The following is a 22,924-nucleotide window of genomic DNA, read 5'->3' as shown; positions in this document are numbered from 1 at the left end:
GATATAATGGAAAGCGCGACCCTTGTGGTAACGCCAAATATATTTTACTCGTTATTTAATTGCTGTTTATACAAATGTAGATTGGCTTTGGTTTTGTCATCCAATTCTGGCTCTTGTATGTCTGTGTATTGCTTTAATGTGTCATACAAAATTTGAGCTACTGCTAGTCGTGCTGTAGGTTTGTCGTCTGCTGGAATATTATACCATGGTGCATTTTTGGTACTTGTCCTGTTTATTGCATCTTGATAGCAATTCATGTATTGGTCCCATAATTTGCGTTCTTTTAGGTCTCCTGCAGAAAATTTCCAGTTTTTTTCTTTTTTATCTAATCGACGTAATAGTCTTTTACGCTGTTCTTCTTTTGATAAATTCATAAAAAACTTAAAGACTAAAGTACCGTTATCTGTTAAGTGTTTTTCAAAATTATTAATTTGCTCAAATCGATTGTTCCAAAAGGCTTCATCAACGTCTTTGACACTGTTTACGTTTGGTAAATTCTCGCTTAAAATATATTCTGGATGTACGCGTGTGACTAAGACGTTTTCATAGTGTGTACGATTATGCACTCCAAATTTACCTCTTGCTGGTAATTGTATATAGTGCCTCCACAAATAATCGTGTTTTAACTCTAAATCTGTTGGTACTTTAAAGCTCATAACCTCAACACCTCTTGCGTTAAAATCTTTAAAAACCTCACGTATTAAACTATCTTTACCTGACGTATCCATACCTTGTAAACATACTAAAACAGAGTATTTACCATGTGCATACATGGTATCTTGAAGTTTACCTAATTGTCGTCTTACTTTACGCAAAGCGTCTTCGGTTTGGTCTTTATCTGCATTAATATCTATATGGCTTGGTAAGTCACTTAATTTAATTTTTTTTGTGATTTTATGGTCGCTAATTTTTATGTCCTTCATGCTAATAATTTATTTACTAAATATAATGTAATTATTAATACTTGCTGTTTAATCACTTTTTAGAACACTCTTAAAACAATCGAAAATAATTATTAAAAATACAAAAATCATTGTTTTAAACTATATTTTAACAAATTTTATCAGTTTAAATACAAAAAAAGTCGTTTAATTGCGAAAATTTATTATTTTAGCATTTCCCAATAAAAAACCCTACTTATGAAAAAAAATTACTTTACTATTCTATTGTGCATCATTGCGTTACAATTAACGCATGCAAAAAATTATGTAACTGGAGACGTACATACCAACCTTGGTATTGTTAGTAAAAACCTTACTGCTGGTATTGAGTCCTATAACTTAGCTGGATTGCAATATCATGCTGATTTGTGCAAAAAAGCTATTGAAAACGTTAAAACTAGCCTTCAAGATTCTGATTGTACTAAAGCTTTAGATTTATCTAGAAGCATTAGCACGTATATGGATACTGCTTTGTTAGCAGATGATTTAGCATCTGGACGTACTTATTTACAAATGGCTGAAAAGTTGATTTTGGATATTTTTTACGAATATGATGTTTGTACAAGCTCTGAGTCTACAGCAACTACTGATGTTGCAACCGATAATGGTGGTAGTGCTTTGTCACAATTAGAGCAACAACAAGCTCAATTAAAACAACAACAAGCTGCGTTGGAACAACAAGCTAATGCTTTAAAACAACAGTTAGCAGACCAAAAAGCAAAAAAAGCACAATTAGAAAAAGAGCAATTTATTATTAAACAAAACCAAGCTATTGATAATAATGTATCTAGTTACAATAACTTGCTTCAAAGCTGTAATTGCAACACTACAGTTAATGACAATACTGGAAGTACTATGGATGCCACAACAGCAACTATACCTGAAATTAAATCTTATTATTTAGAGAAAGCTGTTAAAATCACACAACAGTATCTTGAAAAATTAAAGACCTGTAAACAATAAAACATAAAAAAAGCCTCAATTAATATTGAGGCTTTTTTGTTTATATTAACGACTATTTGCTAGCAAATAGTTTTACATCTTTTTCGCTAACTTCTGGTCCTCCTAAAATAATTAGTCTTTCAATAACATTACGCAGCTCTCTAATATTACCTGTCCAATCGTAATCTTGTAATAATTTTATGGCTTTAGCCGAAAATGATTTGTGTGCAGTCCCTTGCTCCTCGGCTATTTTTTTAGAGAAATGATTAATTAACAACGGAATGTCTTCTCGTCTATCATTTAAAGCCGGAACTTTAACTAATATTACCGCTAGTCTGTGATATAAATCCTCACGGAAATTACCATCTGTAATTTCTTTTTTAAGATTTTTATTAGTGGCAGCAACCACACGTACATTAACTTTTATGTCTTTATCACTACCAACACGTTGTATGCGACTTTCTTGTAAAGCACGTAAAACTTTAGCTTGTGCTGATAAACTCATGTCTCCAATTTCATCTAAAAAAATGGTTCCTCCATTAGCTGCTTCAAATTTACCTGCTCTGTCTTTTGCTGCACTTGTAAAGGCTCCTTTAACATGACCAAATAATTCACTTTCAATTAACTCACTTGGTATTGCAGCACAATTCACCTCTATCATTGGTGCTTTTGCACGTGTACTTTTTTCGTGTAACCAATGTGCGACTAACTCTTTACCTGTTCCGTTTGGTCCAGTAATTAATACTCTAGCATCTGTTGGTGCTACTTTATCAATCATGTCTTTGATTTGAGAAATAGCATCGCTATCTCCAATCATTTCGTATTTTTTACTGACCTTCTTTTTAAGAATTTTGTTTTCTACTACTAATTCTTTTCTATCTAAAGCATTACGTACAGTGTTTAATAAACGATTTAAATCTGGTGGTTTTGAAATATAATCAAACGCACCTAAACGCATTGTATTTACTGCTGTATCTAAATCTCCATGACCAGAAATCATAACCATTGGTATTTCTGGCTTAATTTTTTTAGTTGCTTCTAATACCTCAACGCCATCCATTTTAGGCATTTTAATATCGCAAAGTATAAGGTCGTAATCTTCTTTTTTAATTTTTCCAATACCAACTAATCCATCTTCAGCTTCTTCAACTTGATAGGTATCATTTTCTTCAGAAAGAATTTTTACTAAAACCCTTCTTATGGCTGCTTCGTCCTCTATTACTAATATTTTTGGCATTATATTTTAAATTTTATTCCTGTTCTTAAATAAAATGCATTTACGTTATCTAACTTAAAAACATCTTCTCTATTTTCATCTCTTAATCTATTACTCATACTAATTGTATGACCAACATACGAATACCATACCAAATTATCTGTAAAATTATATTCATAACCTAAACCTGCTAATATTACTGATAAAGAAATACTGTCTGCTTGTTTACCATCTATAGTAAAAACCTCTTGTGTATTAGCAAAATAACCATCAATACCAACAAAGGTTTGTACGATGTTTTTTTCGTTAAAAAAATACTTGATATTAGTTTTTGGCACTCCTAAGTTATAAGACCAACTCTCGTTGACACGTCTAAAATAACTAACAAAAGGTAATGGTAATGGTATACCAGTTGTACTATTGTAGGTTAATCCCAAAATTAATCTGTAAGGCTTTTTAATGTTGGCGTCTTTAGTTTTATCGTTAATGGCATAAATTCCTCCATTTAAAAATATATCATCTCCAGTTATTTTATGTCTTAAAGTAGATGCAATTCTAGGTGTAACTTTAGCTCCTAATCTCCAATTTTTATTTAACTTAAAAGTATAACCAACATTAAAATCTAAGATATGCAAACGTCTTAAATTAGAGGTCGGAAAAGGATAACTGTCTTCTAAATCTAAGGTTAATCGACTATACTCAGCACCAACAATTAAATAACAGTCTTCACTGGTTTTAATTGGGTAATTTAAAAGAGCTCTAACTCTGTCAAAACTATCTTCAGAATTACTTTTAGGCACATAGGAATACTCTAATCTAGCTAAATCTGTTAGTTGAGCATTGGCAACATTTACACTACCAAGTAGCATTAACGTTAATAAAATAGTCCCTAAATATAATCTCATATAGTGTCTTGTTATTTAATCTTTAATTCTTGTTTTTAATTATTATCTTGTATGATATGTATGTCTCTTTGAGGGAATGGAATAGATATATTATTTTCTCTAAATAATTTATCTATTGCAAATCTAATTTCGCTTTTAGGGATTCTAGCATTAAAGCTATCCGCAATAGTAAATGCAACTCTAAAATTTAAAGCACTGTCCCCAAAATCTGTAAACAAAACTGCAGGAGCTGGTTGTTCAAACACCATTTTACATGATTTTGCTGCTTGTAACAATAATGTCTTAACCAAATCTACATCACTTCCATAAGCCACTCCAACATCGACGCTTTCTCTGGTAGTTGATCCGTTTTGTGTCCAATTATACAAACTATTGGTTAAGTATAAATGATTAGGTATAATTAATACTTTATTGTCTATTGTAACTGCTCTTGTAGTACGAAGTTTAATTTCTTCAATACGACCAACTTTATCGTCAATTTCTATAATATCTCCAACGTGTACAGATTGGTCTATTAAAATAAACACACCAGAAATAATATCCTGAAATAACGTTTGTAAGGCCAAACCAACACCAATTAATAATGCTGCCGAAGCTGCAAAAACTGCTGTTACATCAATACCTAACGAGTCTATTGATACTAAAAAAACAATGCCATAAATTATCCATCTTGCAAACGAAAAAACGGTAACAAACTTTGCTTTATCATCTTCAGGTAGTTTTCTGGTTATTATTTTTCTTATCCAACGTAATACGTAGGTCGTCAATAATAATACTAATATGATTAATAGTACATATTTAATTTTTATAACACTAGTGATGTTACCTTGAGTATCTGTAAAAGAGTAGATTTTAAAATTTAAAAATTCCACAAACTTCTCCCATATAGAGCTTTCAACAATTGCGTCGCTAACTTTATTTACTTCTTCCTCAATTTTAGTAGACACTTTGTTATCCTGCATTTGTAACATGTTTTAGTACTTAATCCACTTGATTAACTCTTTATAAGTTGGCTTTTTACCATACATTAAAATACCAACTCTATATATTTTTGCTGCAAACCAAACGGTTAACAAAAAGGTACCTATTAATAATAATAACGACACAATCTGCTGCCAAATAGGCACTCCAAACGGAATTCTCATTAACATAACGACGGGTGAAGTAAACGGAATAAATGAAAATATAGTACTTACAGTCCCATGAGGATCCTCTATAACCGTAAACATACCAACATAAACTGCTAATATTAATGGCATTAAAATTGGCAACATAAATTGTTGTGTATCTGTTTCATTATCTACTGCTGCTCCAATTGCTGCATAAAGCGAACTGTATAACAAATAACCACTTATAAAAAACAGTAAAAATGCTATTACTAAATTAGCCAATGGTAAATTATAAAAAGCAGTAAACAGACTTTGTACTTTCATACTAGCATCAGGATTTTCCATAGCTTGACGCATTAACTCCTGTTGTGGTGTTTGCGCTTGCGCGAAATCAATGCCAAATATAGCAGATACGACAGTTAATAGTACACCTCCTAGAATTATCCAAATTACAAATTGCGTAATTCCAGCAAGTGAGGTCCCAATAATTTTACCTAACATTAATTGTACAGGTTTTACAGAAGAAATAATAACTTCAATAATTCGGCTTGTTTTTTCTTCAATAACACTTCTCATAATCATGTTACCATATATAATGATAAACATAAATAGTAAATAACCAGCTGCTCCACCAAATGCTAACTTAACTACACTATCGATTTTTGAAGACTTAACACCTGAAAAGTTTTCTTGAGAAATATCTATTTTGATTTTTGAAGCATTGATAGTTTCAATATCAATACCTTTTTGAGCCATATTTTGATTAGTTAACTCCTTTTCAATTTTATTTTCTAATGAAGAAATTACTGACAGTGATGGTGAATCTTCAGAATAAAACTGAACACTACCATCAACTAAATCAAAATTTTCGATTTTATTAATATGAAGTAAGCCGTAGTCACCTTGTTCTTCAACAATGGTTTTTGCATTTTCTAGTGTTACGCCTGTTAAAATATTATACGTTGTTTTTTCTGTACTTTTAAACGCGTTAGTAACAAAACCGGACTCGTCTAAAACAGAAATGGTACGTTGTTTATTGTTATTCATTTGCGATAAATAAACTACTACAGTTATAAGTGCAATCATTATTAATGGACTAAGAATAGTCATTATTAAAAACGATTTATTTCTAACTTTAGTTAAATATTCGCGTTGTATGATTAGTGATAGATGGTTCATAATAATTAATTATTCTTTACAGTTTGAATAAAAATATCGTTGGCACTTGGAATAACTTCAACAAAATGAGAAATTTGTCCTTGATTGGTTAAATAGCTAAGTAAGTCGTTTGCAGATTCATCTTGGGACAATTTAATGTTCAATTTTAAATCATCACCTAAAGTTTTAAATTCGGCTGGAGTCACACTAAATTTAGAAGCTAATTCTTGTTCTAAAGTACTATTATTAGGTTTAATACCAATCTGGAATGTATTGGTTTTGTACTGACGTTTAACATCCATTAAATTTCCGTCTAAAACCTTATTAGATTTGTGGATTAATGCAATATGATCACACAATTCTTCAACAGATTCCATGCGATGTGTCGAAAAAATAACCGTTGCACCTTCATCACGTAATCTTAAAATTTCGTCTTTTATTAAATTAGCATTAATTGGATCAAAACCAGAAAAGGGTTCATCAAAAATCAACAGTTTAGGTTCGTGTAAAACTGTTACTACAAATTGTATTTTTTGAGCCATACCTTTAGATAGCTCTTGTATTTTTTTATTCCACCAATCTCCAATTTCAAGACGCTCAAACCACATTTTCAAACGTTTTTTGGCTTCGGATTTTTGCATTCCTTTTAACTGTGCAAGGTATAAAGCTTGCTCACCAACCTTCATAGATTTATATAAACCTCTTTCTTCTGGCAAATATCCTATATCTCTAATATGATGATTTTTAAGTGCTTCTCCATCTAACAATACATGACCATGATCTGGCATTGTTATTTGATTTATGACTCTGATTAAGGTTGTTTTTCCTGCTCCATTAGGTCCTAAAAGACCAAAAATACTGCCTCTAGGTACAGTAATAGACACATTATTTAATGCAGTAAAGTCTCCAAATTTTTTGGATACATTATGCACCTCTAAAAGGTTACTCATAGGTTTTTTTAGTTGATTATTGCGAGTACTAATAGCACGCTTTGTAAATATAGAAAATGTTAAAAGAGTAACATTAAAGATTTACTAATTTTTAACTACTTGATTACTTTTATTTTTAAGTTATAAATTTATTAGCTAAATAAGTGCAACTGATAATTAGGTCATTAAATACGTTTAAAACTTTATGAATCATGCTTATTAGCTGAAGAGTAAAGAGAAATAGCACTTTATATTTTTGTTTTAATTCAGTGTCATTCAACTATTTTTTTTATTATGCTTCTTGATATTACAAAATAAAAGGTTCATTAAAAACAAAACCCACCCTTTAAAAAATAAAGGATGGGAAAAAATTGCTATGAAAAAGAAAAATTACCACTAGCTAAGCTAGTGATAAGTCAAATATAGTATAATTTATTAAACTAAGATGTTAAATGATTTAATTTAATAGACTAAAAACAAAAAAATCCGTTATTACTAACGGATTTGATATTTCTTGAATGCCTTTTATTTTTCAAATTTAAGAGAACATATCTTTTACTTTTTCAAAAAATGATTTATCACTTCTTTCTGGTTTAGGTGAAAAATGCTCATCTTCTCTCATACTTTCAAAAAACTCTTTTTGGCTTTTATTTAAAGTTTTTGGAGTCCATACATTAACATGTACTAACAAATCACCTTTACCATAACCATTTATGCTTGGTATTCCTTTTCCGCGTAAGCGTAAAATTTTACCCGATTGCATACCTGCTTCAATTTTAATACGCACTTTTCCTGTTACAGTATCTATTTCTTTAGAAGTCCCTAATATTGCATCAGGTAAACTTACGTATAGATCATAGTGTAAATTATCTCCTTCACGTTGAAGTGACTCGTGTGCTTCTTCTTCAATAGCTACAAGTAAATCTCCCGAAATTCCGTTTCCTGGAGCTTCGTTACCTTTACCAGACACTTTAAGTTGCATACCATCTACAACACCTGCAGGAATATTTACAGGAATGGTTTCTTCCTTAGCAACCATACCTTGTGCATCTGCATTACTTGGTTTTTTATCTATAATTTGTCCAGATCCACCACATGTATTACAAGGTGATGCTGTTTGCATACGACCTAAAATGGTATTAGTTACTCTGGTTACTTGACCAGAACCATTACATGTTGAACATGTTTTGTAGGTTGTACCAGACGCCTGAACTTTACGTTTGACTTTTATCTTTTTTTCTACACCATTGGCAATTTCTTCAAGGGTAAGCTTTAAACGTACACGTAGGTTACTACCTTTAACGCGACGTTGTCCACCTCCTCCTCCGAAGCCTCCTCCAAAACCAGAGAAACCTCCACCACCAAAGATGTCACCAAATTGGCTAAAGATGTCGTCCATATTCATTCCGCCACCACTGTAGCCTCCACCACCACCTTCAAATGCCTGGTGTCCGAATTGGTCGTAACGTGCTTTTTTATTCTCGTCACTTAAAATTTCATAAGCTTCAGCTGCTTCCTTAAATTTAGATTCAGCATCTTTATCATCTGGATTTTTATCTGGATGAAATTCGATTGCTTTTTTACGGTATGCCTTTTTGATTTCAGCTTGAGTAGCCGATTTATTTATACCTAATATTTCGTAAAAATCTCTTTTAGCCATACTATCTTTTATTGTCCGATAACTACTTTAGGAAAACGTATTACAGTTTCACCTAGTTTGTATCCTTTTTCTATTACGTCTACAATTTTACCTTTTAAATCATCAGTTGGTGCTGCAATTTGTGTAATTGCTTCATGGTGATCTGCATTAAATACATCTCCAGCATTCACTTCAATTTTAGCTAATCCTTTTTGTTGTAAAACTTGAACCAGTTTATTGTAGATTAACAAGACACCTTTACGTAATTCTTCTGCTTCTTTGTCATCTTCAATATGTAACAAAGCGCGTTCAAAATCATCTAAAACTGGCAATAATGACACCATGACATCTTTACTAGCGGTTTGAAATAACTCTATACGCTCTTTGGATGTACGTTTTTTATAATTTTCAAATTCAGCAAAAAGACGTAAAAATTTATCTTTTTCTTGTTGCAAATCTGCTTTTAACTGTTCTTCAACGGTTAATTCTTCAACAACTTCTTCTTGTTCAGTCGTTGCTTCGGTTTGATTAGAAGTAGCTTTAACTTCCTCTTCTATATTTGTTTCTTTTTTACTTTTCTTGCTCATTGTTGTACTTATTTTGAAATACATTTACTGATAGGCAAAAGTACTGCCATTACTATCAACAATGTCAAAATGTCACAATTTTTATTAACATTTATTTAATTAGTTTCCATGGAAGATTATTTATATATTTGCATTGTAAAATAATAAAAACCTTAAAACTTATATCATGAAAAAAATTGTATTAAATCTATTTGCTGTTGCTTTAGTAGGAACAACTATTGTTGCTTGTAAAAGCGATGTTAAAGATGCCAAAACAGGTGAAGCAGAAACTGTTGTAGAAAATGTTGAAGCTAATAAATATAAAGCAGATGCAGACCAATCTATGATTATCTGGAAAGCTAATAAAATTGTTGGTGGACACGAAGGAACTATTAATGTATCTAAAGGTGTTGCTGAATTAGAAGGAGATAAATTAGTAGGTGGAAGTTTTATTTTTGATATTAATACTATTAAATGTACTGATATACCTGAAACAGAAGAAGCTAATGCTAACCTAATTGGACACTTAAAGAGTGTTGACTTTTTTGATGTAGAAAAATTTAGTACTGCTGCTTTTGAAATTACAAAAGTTGATGGAAATAACATTAGTGGTAACTTAACAATGAAAGGTATTAAAAAGAATGTTACTTTTCCTGCTACAGTTAGCGTAAATGGTGATGATGTAACTATTTCTAGCGATACATTTACAATTGACAGAACATTATGGAACATTATGTACAATGCTGCTACTAGTGATGATGTAGCTGCTTCATTAGGAGACAAGTTAATTAAAAATGATGTAGAAATTAAAATATTGGTTAAAGCTAAAAAAGCTTAATACCCTTTTGATTGATAACTCTAAAAGTCACAACTTATGTTGTGGCTTTTTTTATTTAATTTAGATTTGAATTTTAAAATACTTAAACAACACCAATATTAAAACAACACAAACACATATTGTCCCTTCGTTAAATCAAACCATTAGGCTTCAAGAGTATGGTGTTGGAATTTTTGATACAATAGCTACAAAATCGGCTTTAAAAAAAGTATTAAAAAAACAATTTATAACTGTAAATGGAAGTATTGCAAGTACATCCACTTTTATCAAAGGAGGAGAAACAATAGTTTTAAATCTACCAGAAAACAATACAATAAACAACAAACTTAAATTAAAATTAGACGTCTTATTTGAAGATAATTATCTAGCTGTAATACATAAACCTGCAGGTATATTAGTTAGCGGAAACACTTTTAAAACGATAGCTAATGCTTTATCACAAAACTTAAAACCAAGTACACTTGATGATGCTACACAACCACAACCTGTACACAGACTGGATTATGCTACAACTGGTATTTTATTAATAGGAAAAACTAGCAGCAGCATTCGTGCTTTAAATAATTTATTTAAAACTAGAGCTATTATCAAATCTTATTACGCTATCACTATTGGTAACATGTCAAATAATGGAAGCATAACAACAAATATTGATGATAAAACATCACACTCTGATTATCAAGTGTGTCAAACGGTAATTTCTAAACGTTTTGAAACTTTAAATTTAGTAAAACTTAACCCTAAAACTGGCAGAAGACATCAATTAAGAAAACACTTATTTAGTATAGGTCACCCAATACTTGGTGATCAAACTTATGGTTTTGAGTCATTAATCTTAAAAGGGAAAGGGTTGTATTTACACGCATATTCTTTAGCGTTTACACATCCTTTTACAAATACACATTTAGTATTAACATCTCAGTTACCAAAACGGTTTACTAAAATATTTCCTGATTTTAAAGCCTAAGCTGCTACTCTACTGGAAAATCAAAATATTGATTTCTAAAAGGTTCTCCTCTTAAAGTAAAATGCCACCATTCTTGCGAGTAATTTCTAAAACCGTTAGTAGTCATTACTTTTTGTAACAAATCACGATTAGATTGTTGTTGTGTTGTTAAATTAGGATTTTTAACCCAAGATGCTGGACCAAAAAAATCAAAAGGTGATCCCATATCTAGAGGCTCACCTGTTTCTAAATTTATAATGGTTAAGTCCACTGTACTACCACTACTGTGTCTTGATTTTGAAGCTATATACCCTTTTTTAAACAAGTTTTGTTTTTTTACATTTGGATAGTAATCATGCTTTTTTAAAGTATCATTAATTTGTTTTGCCCAGCGTACAAAATGATTTACAGCACGTTGTGGTCGGTATGCATCATAAATTTTAAGACCTAAACCTTGCTTTTTTAAGGTGTCTTGTATTTTTTTTAAGGCTTGAGCTGCCTGATTTGTCATAATTACAATTTCTTTGTTATAACCATCAATTTGCTCACCAACAAAATTATCATCTTGACAATATTTTAATTGTACAGCTAAATCTTCAATCACATCTTGTGCATATACAAATCCTTTTGGTAATTGTGCTAAACAAATGGTAGAAAAAAAAGTTATTAAAAGTGTTATGCTAAGCTTCATATTATATAAATTATAGGCTAAATTTATAAAATAAAAACTTACTATGGACTATCCTTGGCATCTTTATATAATGAGTCTAATGTACATCTTTGCAGGAATTATGCATTTTGTTAAACCAAAATTATATATGCGTATTATGCCTAGATATTTACCTAATCATAAATTACTTGTGCATTTAAGTGGTTTTGCCGAAATCCTTTTGGGTATCACTGTTTGTATTCCATTATTAAAAGACATTAGTATTTATGCTATTATAATAATGTTAGCTATATTTTTAATGGTTCATTTTTATATGTTGTCAGGTAAAAAAGCTTCGGCTGGAATTGCAACTTGGATTTTAGTATTACGTATTCCGTTACAATTTGGGTTAATGTATTGGGCTTATTGGTATTTAAAATTTTAGTGTATGTTATTTTCAGAAGCATTTAAACTTAACTTACCCGATTCGGATATTACATATTATCCTAATTTTTTAAATCCCGAAGAAGCTGATTACTATTTTAAAATTTTATTAAAAGAAATACCTTGGCAACAGGATGACATTACTGTTTTTGGTAAAACATATGCGCAACCAAGATTAACTGCTTTATTTGCTGATAATAAAAAGCCTTACAGTTATTCTAATATTACGATGCAGCCTCATGGCTTTTCTTCCGCTTTAAGCGAAATAAAAAAAAAGATAGAAGATATTGAAAACAATACATTTACAACCTGTTTAGCTAATCTTTATAGAGATGGTCAAGATAGCAACGGTTGGCATGCTGATAATGAGAAAGAATTGGGTGAAAACCCAATAATAGCTTCGGTTAGTTTGGGACAAGTAAGACCTTTTAGCCTAAAACATAAAGTACATAAACATTTAAAACATAAAATAGAATTACAATCTGGAAGTTTATTAGTAATGAAAGGAAGCACGCAACAACATTGGCTACATCAAATTGCTAAGACAAAAAAAATTATTAAACCAAGAATTAATTTAACGTACAGAATTATAAATTAATTTTAACTATTTAAAACATAAAAGCCAAGGTCCCTCAACCTTGGCTTCTTGCTATTTAACATTTTTTACTTTACGCAGATTTATATTTTAAAAACCTACTTAATTATGCAAATAATAATTAATTAATCCATTGAACTAAAAAGTATGTAATTTTTAGCACAATACAAACATAAAACTTATTTCAAATAAAAACGTTTAAAAACACCATTTATCGATGAAATACATTAAATTTTAACACTTATTGACAAAACACAACATATCACCGATTAAAAACGATATGATATAAGTCCAAAATCAATCTTTTATGGACAAAAAAATTAAGCGTAAATTTGAATTATTAAATACAATTATATCTTACTATTTGAGTTACTATAAAAAATACTATAACATGAAATCTTACCTATTACTATTTTTTGCATTGACCTCCACAATAATTCTGGCACAAGACACACAATATATAAGTAAAGATATTGCAATCAATAATTACATTAATGGTACACTTTTAACTCCTAAAACAATACAAAAACCAAACTTAGCTATAATTATTGGTGGATCAGGACCGACAGATAAAGATGGGAATCAAAATTTTTTAAAAACTAATAATCTAAAAAAACTAGCCATTAGTTTAAGTAATAATCAGATTGCAACATTCAGGTATGACAAACGTATAGTTAAGCAAATACGAGAAAGAAGTGTTGATAATACTATTATTTTTGATGATTTTGTAACAGATGCCACTTCGGTTATAGATTACTTTATTAAAACAAACACGTTTAATAAAATATATGTGATTGGTCATGATCAAGGTAGCTTAATTGGTATGTTAGCCTCAAAAGATAAAGCCAATGGATTTATATCTTTAGCAGGTTCTGGAAAAAGTATTGATAGCGTTATAACAGAAGAAGTTGCCAAAACTGCGCCTCAGTTTAGTCAGGATACACAACGTATTTTTGAAATTTTGAAAACAGGAAAAACAACAACTGATTATCCTGTAGCTTTATCTTCTATTTTTAATATCGAAACCCAACGCTTTATAATGAATTGGATGCAGTACAATCCTACTTCAATACTAAGCACTTTAAACATTCCGTCATTAATACTTCATGGTAGTAAAGACTTACAAGTTAGTAAATCTGAAGCTGAAAGTCTTAAAAACGCAAGCAACAAAGCCCAATTAAAGATTATTGAAAACATGAACCATGTATTGGTAACCATTGAAGGTGGTGATTTAGAAAATTCAAAATCGTATAATGAATCTCATCGTCCATTAGCAAATGGCTTAATTGATGCTATTATTACTTTTATAAAAGAATAAAGACATAACAATATATTTAAAATAGAAAAAGCATCCTTAAACAAGGATGCTTTTTCATACTAACCAACCAAAAATATGATAATTATTACTCGTTTCTATTATAGGTAACCACACCTATTTTGAAAGTCTTAGTAAATAATTACATTAACTATATCACAATTGTCGTGCCAATTATTATAAACTAACTCTTTTGATTGTTAAATATTTACTAATGTAATAAAACAGAAAAAGCATCATTAAAAATGATGCTTTTTCATACTAACCAACCAAATGTAATTATTACTCGTTTCTATTTAGGTAACCACACCTGTGTAAGAAAGTCATCATAAATAACTACAAACTTAATAGTACAATTGTCGTGCCAATTATAATTTACTAACACCTTGTCTTGTTAAAGATTTATTAATATTGTAAAACAGAAAAAGCATCATTTAAATGATGCTTTTTCATACTAACCAACCAAATGTAATTGTTTACTCGTTCTTGTTTAGGTAACCACACCTAGTGTTAAAAAGTCATCATAAATAATTACATTTCATACTAAACAAATCCTGTGCCAAACTTTAATTTTAAACCTTTTAATAACCATTTTATTTGATTATTTTGCGTTGACTATAAACTAACATTATGACTGAACCACTATTTACTAACGACACTGTCGTTTTTGGAGTACTAATGCTTGCATTAGGCTTTATATTTTATACAGAATCTTTAAAAGGAGGTTTCTGGGAAAAGTTTTACAAAATTGTCCCTGGATTATTTATGGCTTACATGCTTCCAGCCATACTAACAACTATTGGATTAATTGCTCCAGAATGGGAAACCACATCAAATACTGGAGACGTTATAAAACATAAAACCAATTTGTATTATGTAGCCAGTCGTTACTTATTACCAGCTGCTTTAGTACTAATGACCTTAAGTATAGATCTTAAGGCGGTTTTTAACTTAGGATGGAAAGCTTTAATTATGTTTTTTACTGGTACTTTAGGTATTGTAATTGGTGGTCCAATTGCAATATTATTAATCTCTGCAATATCACCAGAAACAGTTGGAGGTATTGGGCCAGATGCTGTATGGAGAGGTCTATCTACATTGGCAGGAAGTTGGATTGGTGGAGGAGCTAATCAAACTGCAATGCTAGAAATTTACGGATATAATCAAGCTGAATATGGTAAAATGGTTTTTGTAGATATTGTAGTTGCTAATGTTTGGATGGCTATTTTATTAATAGGAATAGGAAAAAGAGCTAAAATCAATAAATGGTTAAAAGCTGACACATCGTCTATTGAAGCTTTAAAGGAAAAAGTGTCATCTTATACCGAAAGTATCAAACGTAATCCAACAGTAACAGATTTAATGTTACTTGCAGCTATTGCTTTTGGATCTGTAAGTATTGCACACTACTGTGCAGATAACTTAGCGCCTTTCTTTGGCAAAATTGTTTCAGGCATACAGTCTCAAACATTAAAAAATACATTTACCTTTTTAGATAGTACTTTTTTCTGGATGATAAGCATTGCAACTATTATTGCAATTATTTTATCCTTTACTAAAGCTAAAAACTTTGAAGGTGCAGGAGCAAGTAAATTTGGAAGTGTTTTTATTTACATATTAGTTGCAACAATAGGAATGAAAATAGACATTACCTCTATTTTTGATAACGTAGGTTTAATAGCTATAGGATTAGTTTGGATGACTATTCACGCATTATTATTAATAGGTGTAGCCAAATTAATTAAGGCTCCTTATTTCTTTTTAGCTGTAGGTAGTCAAGCTAATGTTGGTGGTGCAGCATCTGCACCAATTGTAGCATCAGCTTTTCATCCTTCTTTAGCAACTGTAGGTGTTTTATTAGCAGTTTTTGGTTATGCAGTAGGAACATTAGCAGCCATTGGTTGTACTATTTTAATGCAATTAGCATCTGGAGGTTAGTATTTTTGTTTTTTTTAATTGATATTTGCCCACTTTAAAACCAAATTTTAGATGAAAAAGATTATTGCATTATTACTATTAGTTTCAATTTTTTCCTGCGGAAGCGATAGCGACAAACTTACCGTTAAAGGAAACATTAAAGGATTAAAAAAAGGAACTGTATATTTAAAAAAAGTTAGTGATACTATATTAGTAACTGTAGATTCGGTTAGCGTCAATGGAGATTCTGAATTTACATTACAATCTGATATTTCTGAACCAGAAATGTTTTACTTATATTTAAATAAGAATACAAAAGTAGATGACAGAATTTCGTTTTTTGCAGATAAAGGTGTAACTGAAATTAATTCTACATTAAAAAACTTTGCTTATGACGCAAAAATCAAAGGGTCTAAGCAACATGAAACTTTAGAAGAGTATTTAACAATGATTGGTAAATTTACCGATAGAAACTTAGATCTAACTAAAGAGTTGTTTGAAGCTGCAAGAGATAATGATACTATAAAGCAAAATAAAACTCAATTAGCAATAAATAGTTTTGTAAAACGAAAGTATTTATACACTGCTAATTTTGCTGTAACACACAACGATAGCGAAGTTGCTCCATATTTAGCTTTATCAGAAATATATGATGCTAACGTGAAATACTTAGATACTATAAATAAAGTATTAACACCTAAGATTAAAGCCTCTAAATACGGAAAGCAATTAGATAAATACATCGCAGATATCAAAAAATCTGAACAATAAGATTATTTAAAAAATAGATCAAATTAAAAAAGCCATTTAAGAAATTAAATGGCTTTTTTTTTGTTGACTATTAGACATAAAAAAAGCTTCCCAAATTGAGAAGCTTTTTAAGAGCCGATGGAGGGACTCGAACCCACGACCTGCTGATTACAAATCAGCTGCTCTAGCCAGCTGAGCTACATCGGCAAAAGAGTTTGCAAATATAGAGTTATCTATGATATCTGCAAACTTTTTTTAAAAAAATTTTATCCTAATTTATTAATTCTTTCAATTAACGCTCTACCTTTAGTTTCAAGGTCTGATTTGATGGCATTAAAGTGTGCTTTTTTATTCTCGACACTTTTATCATTAGTCTTTGCTATTAATTCATCAAACGTATTAATTGCATCATCAATGATAGCTTCGCTGTCTTTTGTATCTTTATCAGTGTTAGAAAATTCCCAAACGTATACTGCTTCAATAATATCTCCTAAAACATAGTTTATGTCTTTTTTTAGGTCTCTTTTATTTGCCATAATATTAATTTTTATTTAGCTGCAAATTTACATATAAAGTTCCGAATTAAAACTATTTAAATGCATTTTAAAGCCTTCTTTTATAATTTATATAATTATTCTCCTGAATACTTTACAAAGTTTCTAGGCGTCTCATAAAGTGTTATTTCTAGATCTAAATCTGAATTAAGTTTTGCTTTAACTTTGTTATAAATAACTACAACTATATTTTCGGCTGTAGGATTTAAATCTTTAAACTCTGGCACATCTAAATTTAAATTTTTGTGATCAAAAGCATCCTCTACTTCAGACTTTATGATGTCTTTTAAAATTTTAACATCAATAACATAACCTGTTTCTGGGTCAATTGTACCAGTTACGCTGGCAATTAGCTCGTAATTATGTCCATGAAAATTAGCATTGTTACACTTACCAAATATCTGGTCATTTTTTTCATTGGTCCAATCTTTACGATATAGCCTATGTGCTGCATTAAAATGTGCTTTTCTACTAACTGTTACTTTCATTGCTAATATTTATAAATTGGTAAAACTTATCGAATATAATTTTAAACCAAGCTGTATATAACTCAGGTTGATTAATTATGTCTTGCCTAACGTCTTCTAAAGGCATCCATTTCCAACTTTCGACTTCATCTTTATTAATTATTGGTTCCTCTTGATAGTATCCAACCATAATATGGTCTAATTCATGCTCAGTTAAACCGTTATCAAAAGGTGCTTTATAAATGAAGGAGGTTTTTTCAACTAATGCTGTTGTAAATCCCATTTCTTCTTGCAAACGTCTGGTTCCTGCTTGTAAATTAGTTTCACCTTCTCTTTGATGACTACAACAGGTATTAGTCCAAAGTCCAGGAGAATGGTATTTACTTAAAGCTCTTTGTTGTAGCATCAATTCGTTTTTATCATTAAAAACAAAAACAGAAAACGCTCTATGAAGTAAGGCTTTTTCATGTGCTTCCATTTTTGGCATTAAGCCAATTTGCTCGTCAAACTGATTTACTAATATTACTTGTTCTTCTTTCATTAATTACGTTATGATACACAAAGTTAATACTTAGAATTTTGTCTTTTTTATTTTTGAGTAATTTTAATAAAAAAAGCACCTTAAAAGGTGCTTTTTTTATTATTAAATTAAACGATTTTTATGCTTAGTTATTTATGATAATAAAATTACTTCGTCTGTTTAAATCGTGTTCTTCTTCAGTACATTTAACATCATTACTACATCTATTAACCAACATCGTTTCTCCGTAGCCTTTTCCTTCCAATCTATCTGCAGCAATACCTCCTTTTTGGATAATGTATTGTTTTGTAGACACATTTCTTCGATTAGACAAAGCCCAGTTATAATCATCTGATGCTCTTGAATCTGTGTGTGATTGTACATCAATTCTAACAGAAGGGTATTTAGTCATGTAATCAATAACTTTCTTTAATTCAATTTCAGCATCTGGTCTAATATTAGATTTATCAAAATCAAAATAAATTGGGTTTAAGTTTAAGACTTCAACTAAATCCATACCTACTTCAGCTGGTTGTTGAGTTGCTGGTGTCAAATTAAGTTTTAAAACTATATCTTCTTTTTTTCTAGGTTTTACTACAAATGTTTGTTCTGATTGTATGTATCCATCTTTTGATGCAATGATGCTATATTTTTGTTTATTACAAGGTCCTTCATAACTAAAAGCTCCATTTTGATCAGAGGTTAAATTTTGTACTTCTACACCTTGTTCATTAATTACAACTACACTTGCATAAGGAATAATAACGTTAGTTAATTTATCAACTGTAGTTCCATAAACAAATTGAGTACAGAATGTTCTAGTAAATTTATAAATGTCGTCATCTCCTTTACCATTGTACCTATTAGATGTTAGATAACCTTCATTTGAAAATTCGTCTATAATAAACTCAAAATCATCTCTAGAACTGTTAATTGGCTTACCTAAATTAGTAACTGAATGACTAGGATCGTGTAATTTAATCATAAACACATCTAAACCTCCTAAACCTTGGTGTCCATCTGATGAGAAATATAGAGTTCCGTTATTACTCATATATGGAAAATTCTCTCTACCTTCTGTATTTATAGTACTACCTAAGTTAACAGGTTCTCCATAGGCACCATCTTCTAAAATATCTACATAATAAATATCAGATTTACCATGAGTTCCTGGCATATCACTTGCAAAAAACAACTTAGTTTCATCCAAACTTAAAGCTGGATGAGCTACATTATATTCATTGTTATTAAAAGGCATGCTAACAATATTTGTCCATGAACCATTAACCAATTCTGCTTTAAAAATTTTAAGACCATTAACTTTTTCGTCACTTTTTCTAACTTTACCTTTAAAGTAATTGTTTCTGGTAAAATATATTGTTTTACCATCTTTGGTAAATGATGTTGATGACTCATGAAATTTAGTGTTTATGCTATTAGAAAAATCCTTAACAGTTGTAGAGTCATCACTCTTAAAATACAGGTCTAAGAATGGTTGTTCGTTCCATTTGTATAACTTACCATCACCTCTTGAAGAAGCAAAAACAATTCCGTCTTTAAAAAATGATGTTCCAAAGTCGGAAAAACGTGAGTTAAAGTCTAAATTTTCTAATTCAAAATCAGCTGACATCGCTTCAATTGCCTCTAAATAATTTGGAGATTTTAAGAATAAAATAGCTCTAGAGTCATCAGGTTTTAGTGATGCGAATTCTTTCATTTTTGTATTAGCTCCTTCATAATCACCAATAGCTTTTAAGCTCATGGCGTATCTGTAATAGTACTCATATTCAATTACAGCATTAAGCATAAATAACTCTCCATACCATTTTGCAGCATCTTCCATTTTAGAATTATAATAGTAAGAATTAGCTAGTTTTTTATAGACTTCTGGTGTTTTGTTACCTTTCTCTACAAGCTTTAATAAAGCTTTTGTTGTTTTTACATAAGAAAGTTTATCATATTTTTTTTCTGTACTACTAGAAATACCATCATCTTGTGCAAATGAGAATGTAAACGAAAGCACAAGTATTAAAGTAGAAAGTATATATCTGTTTTTCATAATCTATATAATGAATGTATTTAAAAGAATCTTGGTGATAAAATTTTAGTTAAATCTCTTGGTTCAAATCTTAAGAAGACTTCAAATGAACCAGAATTAAACTGAGTTTGACCAAGGTCTGTTGTTTCTCTATCATAACCAAAACCTAACATTACACTTTCTGATACTTGATAGCCTAATAAACCACTTAATGCAGCATCCCAACGGTAAGCTAAACCAAAAGTGAATTTTTCTTGATATAAAGCGTTTAATGTTACATCTGCTTGAAGAGGTGCACCTGTAACCGCTTTAACTAAAAATGCTGGTTTTAATTTAAGATCTGTATTTACATCAAAAACGTAACCTCCCATTAAATAAGCATTCATTCTTTCATTAGCCTCAGACAATGAAGCTTCATCAAAGTGTGTTGTTTCTAATAAATTAGGAACAGAAAGCCCTAAATACCATTTATCTGCATTTCGGTAATAGATACCAGCTCCTATATTTGGTGAAAACTTATTATCAATATCTGTATTTAATAAAGCGTCACCACTATTATATTGACTTAATTCAGAATATTTGATATCTAATAAATGACCACCAGCTTTCAATCCTAAAGACAATCTTCCTTGGTCAGACGTATTAATTGTATATGAGAAATCAATATCAACATATGTTTCTTGAGTTGGACCAATACGATCATTAACAATAGACAAACCTAAACCTACCTTACCATCCTCTCCACCTAATGGAGAATGAATATTAAAAGTAGCTGTGTCTGGAGCACCATCTAAACCTACCCATTGAGTACGGTATAATAGTAAAGCACTTAATCCATCTCTTGCACCTGCATAAGCAGGATTTACACTCATAGTATTATACATATACTGAGTGTATTGAGCATCTTGTTGAGCAGAAACTTCAACAAAGCTTACAGTACTAATAAGAGCTATTAAAATTAAAATTCTATTTTTCATTATAAAAAGGTATAATTATTTTTTAAATAGAGGTAACTATTAAACAGCTACCTCTTTTATTAACTATTATCTATCGTTGAATATATAAGTATCCAGCTCTTGATTTAGTTTCACTTCCATTCTCATATTCAACTATATAGAAGTAAGTTCCTACTGGTAATTGTTTTTCAACTTTCACATTTACTCTACCATTAGATTCTCCTTTAAAGAAATTTCCGTTTTGAGCATAACCTGTTGTTTCATAAACAATAACTCCCCATCTGTTATAAATCCTAACTGTATTTTCTGGGTATAATTCAATGTTTCTAATCACAAACACATCATTATCACCATCTCCATTAGGTGTTACAGCATTAAATATCTCTAATTCATCTTCTGAAGGTGTAGCATTGTTAACATCTAAATAATCAGGTAAACCATCACCATCACTATCTACTGCGTCACCACCAAAACCAATTCCGTCAAGGTTAGGATCAGGATACTCATCTTCGGTTAAGATACCATCATTGTCATCATCAGTATCTAAGTAATCAGGTACACCATCACCATCGCTATCATCGTTTGTAGGATCATTATCTCCATCAGGATTAATATCTCCATCAGAGTCATCTACGTCAGCATAGTCTTCGTTAATAGTATCAACACCATCATTATCATCGTCCGTATCTAACCAGTTTGGTGTTCCGTCTCCATCTGTATCTCCTAAAGGAAATTCTTCACCGTTTGGAACATTATCTGAATCACAATCTCCTAAAAACCAATCTTCAGATTGAGAAACAGTTGTACTAGTTATCAAGAAATCACATGGATCTTGAGGGTCTGTACCATCAACTAATTCTGTTCCGTTAATAACTCCATCTCCATCACAATCTAAAGCTTCCCATGCTTCCGTTACTATTGTAAGATCTTGAATTGTTGCAAAATAATCACAAGGATCTACTGGATCTGAACCATCAATTATCTCTTGACCATTAGAAACTCCATCTCCATCACAATCTGCATTAAGAAATTCGTTATCAAGAATTTCAGTTATACTATCAACATTATAATCACATGGATCATTTGGATCTGTATTATCATCTAAAACTTCTGTTCCGTCTAATACTCCGTCTCCATCTGTGTCTGGATCTGTTGGGTCTGTTCCATCATCTGTGGTTGGATCTCCATCTGGTCCATTTACTTCGTCTGCATCTGTTAATCCGTCATTATCACAATCGTTTGTTGATGTAATAACTTCTGTAATATCTGCTACGTTGTAATCACATGCATCGTTTGGATCTGTTCCGTTTGTAACTTCTGTTCCGTCTAATACTCCGTCTCCATCTGTATCTGGATCTGTTGGGTCTGTTCCATCATCTGTAGTTGGATCTCCATCTGGTCCGTTTACTTCGTCTGCATCTGTTAATCCGTCATTATCACAATCGTTTGTTGATGTAATAACTTCTGTAATATCTGCTACGTTGTAATCACATGCATCGTTTGGATCTGTTCCGTTTGTAACTTCTGTTC

The 22,924-nt window shown here is 30.7% G+C and carries 23 protein-coding genes and 1 tRNA gene; 8 read left to right on the top strand and 16 right to left on the bottom strand.

Translation table 11 applies throughout. From position 1 onward, the window contains the following. Positions 1 to 44 precede the first annotated feature (44 nt). Positions 45 to 923: a PPK2 family polyphosphate kinase gene (locus JAO71_RS07305; RefSeq protein WP_116824288.1), complete on the bottom strand. Its 879-nt coding sequence runs from the start codon at positions 921 to 923 to the stop codon at positions 45 to 47. 216 nt (positions 924 to 1,139) lie between these two features. Between JAO71_RS07305 and JAO71_RS07300 the strand changes: the two genes are divergently transcribed. Continuing rightward, positions 1,140 to 1,904: a hypothetical protein gene (locus tag JAO71_RS07300; RefSeq protein ID WP_116824287.1), complete on the top strand. Its 765-nt coding sequence runs from the start codon at positions 1,140 to 1,142 to the stop codon at positions 1,902 to 1,904. A 52-nt stretch (positions 1,905 to 1,956) separates the two neighbouring features. Here JAO71_RS07300 and JAO71_RS07295 read toward each other — a convergent pair whose 3' ends face one another. From JAO71_RS07295 to JAO71_RS07265, 7 genes are all read right to left on the bottom strand, one after another. Beyond that, entirely contained in the window at positions 1,957 to 3,120 is a 1,164-nt protein-coding gene (locus JAO71_RS07295; RefSeq protein WP_116824286.1) for a sigma-54-dependent transcriptional regulator, read from the bottom strand. After that, positions 3,120 to 4,004, bottom strand: coding sequence for a DUF6268 family outer membrane beta-barrel protein (locus tag JAO71_RS07290; protein ID WP_222829370.1), 885 nt, complete (start codon positions 4,002 to 4,004; stop codon positions 3,120 to 3,122). Before JAO71_RS07290 ends, JAO71_RS07295 begins: the two co-directional genes overlap by 1 nt. A gap of 35 nt (positions 4,005 to 4,039) precedes the next feature. Continuing rightward, positions 4,040 to 4,966 carry a mechanosensitive ion channel family protein gene (locus JAO71_RS07285; protein WP_202999893.1) on the bottom strand — a complete coding sequence of 309 codons (927 nt, stop codon included), beginning with the start codon at positions 4,964 to 4,966 and terminating at the stop codon, positions 4,040 to 4,042. Between the two features lie 12 nt (positions 4,967 to 4,978). Then, positions 4,979 to 6,292, bottom strand: a complete 1,314-nt coding sequence (locus JAO71_RS07280) for an ABC transporter permease (RefSeq protein ID WP_054852897.1) — start codon at positions 6,290 to 6,292, stop codon at positions 4,979 to 4,981. A 5-nt stretch (positions 6,293 to 6,297) separates the two neighbouring features. Beyond that, a complete protein-coding gene (locus tag JAO71_RS07275) occupies positions 6,298 to 7,221 on the bottom strand; it encodes an ABC transporter ATP-binding protein (protein ID WP_202999885.1) in 924 nt (307 codons plus the stop codon). Positions 7,222 to 7,738: 517 nt separating this feature from the next. After that, positions 7,739 to 8,860 carry a molecular chaperone DnaJ gene (dnaJ, locus tag JAO71_RS07270; RefSeq protein WP_054852899.1) on the bottom strand — a complete coding sequence of 374 codons (1,122 nt, stop codon included), beginning with the start codon at positions 8,858 to 8,860 and terminating at the stop codon, positions 7,739 to 7,741. Between the two features lie 8 nt (positions 8,861 to 8,868). Beyond that, positions 8,869 to 9,426: a nucleotide exchange factor GrpE gene (locus JAO71_RS07265; RefSeq protein WP_028289428.1), complete on the bottom strand. Its 558-nt coding sequence runs from the start codon at positions 9,424 to 9,426 to the stop codon at positions 8,869 to 8,871. Positions 9,427 to 9,592: 166 nt separating this feature from the next. On the opposite strand from JAO71_RS07265, the gene JAO71_RS07260 reads away from it, so the two are divergent. Both JAO71_RS07260 and JAO71_RS07255 read left to right on the top strand, forming a co-directional pair. Beyond that, entirely contained in the window at positions 9,593 to 10,243 is a 651-nt protein-coding gene (locus JAO71_RS07260; RefSeq protein ID WP_028289427.1) for a YceI family protein, read from the top strand. 70 nt (positions 10,244 to 10,313) lie between these two features. Beyond that, positions 10,314 to 11,210 carry an RluA family pseudouridine synthase gene (locus tag JAO71_RS07255; protein ID WP_317193472.1) on the top strand — a complete coding sequence of 299 codons (897 nt, stop codon included), beginning with the start codon at positions 10,314 to 10,316 and terminating at the stop codon, positions 11,208 to 11,210. Positions 11,211 to 11,214: 4 nt separating this feature from the next. Here the strand turns inward: JAO71_RS07255 and JAO71_RS07250 are convergent, their stop codons facing one another. Beyond that, positions 11,215 to 11,880: a M15 family metallopeptidase gene (locus JAO71_RS07250; RefSeq protein WP_116824283.1), complete on the bottom strand. Its 666-nt coding sequence runs from the start codon at positions 11,878 to 11,880 to the stop codon at positions 11,215 to 11,217. Positions 11,881 to 11,923: 43 nt separating this feature from the next. Between JAO71_RS07250 and JAO71_RS07245 the strand changes: the two genes are divergently transcribed. The 5 genes from JAO71_RS07245 to JAO71_RS07225 all read left to right on the top strand — a co-directional run bounded on the left by JAO71_RS07245 (position 11,924) and on the right by JAO71_RS07225 (position 16,880). Then, the gene (locus JAO71_RS07245; RefSeq protein ID WP_028606987.1) at positions 11,924 to 12,283 is read left to right on the top strand and encodes a DoxX family protein; all 360 of its coding nucleotides are present in this window, start codon (positions 11,924 to 11,926) and stop codon (positions 12,281 to 12,283) included. A 3-nt stretch (positions 12,284 to 12,286) separates the two neighbouring features. After that, positions 12,287 to 12,880: an alpha-ketoglutarate-dependent dioxygenase AlkB family protein gene (locus JAO71_RS07240; protein ID WP_202999877.1), complete on the top strand. Its 594-nt coding sequence runs from the start codon at positions 12,287 to 12,289 to the stop codon at positions 12,878 to 12,880. A gap of 304 nt (positions 12,881 to 13,184) precedes the next feature. Then, a complete protein-coding gene (locus JAO71_RS07235; protein ID WP_236011203.1) occupies positions 13,185 to 14,195 on the top strand; it encodes an alpha/beta hydrolase in 1,011 nt (336 codons plus the stop codon). Between the two features lie 627 nt (positions 14,196 to 14,822). Next, entirely contained in the window at positions 14,823 to 16,130 is a 1,308-nt protein-coding gene (locus JAO71_RS07230; protein ID WP_202999875.1) for a DUF819 family protein, read from the top strand. Between the two features lie 51 nt (positions 16,131 to 16,181). Continuing rightward, on the top strand, positions 16,182 to 16,880 hold the full coding sequence (locus JAO71_RS07225; protein ID WP_028606983.1) for a DUF4369 domain-containing protein: 699 nt from the start codon (positions 16,182 to 16,184) through the stop codon (positions 16,878 to 16,880). A 112-nt stretch (positions 16,881 to 16,992) separates the two neighbouring features. On the opposite strand, the gene JAO71_RS07220 is transcribed toward JAO71_RS07225, so the two are convergent. From JAO71_RS07220 to JAO71_RS07190, 7 genes are all read right to left on the bottom strand, one after another. Next, positions 16,993 to 17,066 (bottom strand) — tRNA-Thr (locus JAO71_RS07220). Between the two features lie 59 nt (positions 17,067 to 17,125). Further along, entirely contained in the window at positions 17,126 to 17,395 is a 270-nt protein-coding gene (locus JAO71_RS07215) for a hypothetical protein (RefSeq protein WP_028289419.1), read from the bottom strand. 95 nt (positions 17,396 to 17,490) lie between these two features. Next, positions 17,491 to 17,901: a 6-pyruvoyl trahydropterin synthase family protein gene (locus JAO71_RS07210; protein WP_028289418.1), complete on the bottom strand. Its 411-nt coding sequence runs from the start codon at positions 17,899 to 17,901 to the stop codon at positions 17,491 to 17,493. Next, positions 17,885 to 18,421 (bottom strand): isopentenyl-diphosphate Delta-isomerase, encoded by a 537-nt coding sequence (idi, locus tag JAO71_RS07205; RefSeq protein WP_028289417.1) that lies wholly within the window; start codon positions 18,419 to 18,421, stop codon positions 17,885 to 17,887. The genes JAO71_RS07210 and idi overlap by 17 nt, the downstream gene beginning before the upstream one ends. Before the next feature lie 124 nt (positions 18,422 to 18,545). Beyond that, entirely contained in the window at positions 18,546 to 20,459 is a 1,914-nt protein-coding gene (locus JAO71_RS07200; RefSeq protein ID WP_202999873.1) for an OmpA family protein, read from the bottom strand. 20 nt (positions 20,460 to 20,479) lie between these two features. Next, positions 20,480 to 21,415, bottom strand: a complete 936-nt coding sequence (locus JAO71_RS07195) for a PorP/SprF family type IX secretion system membrane protein (RefSeq protein ID WP_028289415.1) — start codon at positions 21,413 to 21,415, stop codon at positions 20,480 to 20,482. Positions 21,416 to 21,485: 70 nt separating this feature from the next. Beyond that, on the bottom strand, positions 21,486 to 22,924 hold a 1,439-nt coding region (locus JAO71_RS07190), incomplete at its 5' end, for a T9SS type B sorting domain-containing protein (RefSeq protein WP_202999871.1).

Origin of the sequence: Olleya sediminilitoris (genome assembly GCF_016785945.1) — a bacterium.
In the GTDB taxonomy this organism is placed as follows: Bacteria; Bacteroidota; Bacteroidia; order Flavobacteriales; family Flavobacteriaceae; genus Olleya; species Olleya sediminilitoris.
This window is presented reverse-complemented; position numbering and strand designations above follow the sequence as displayed.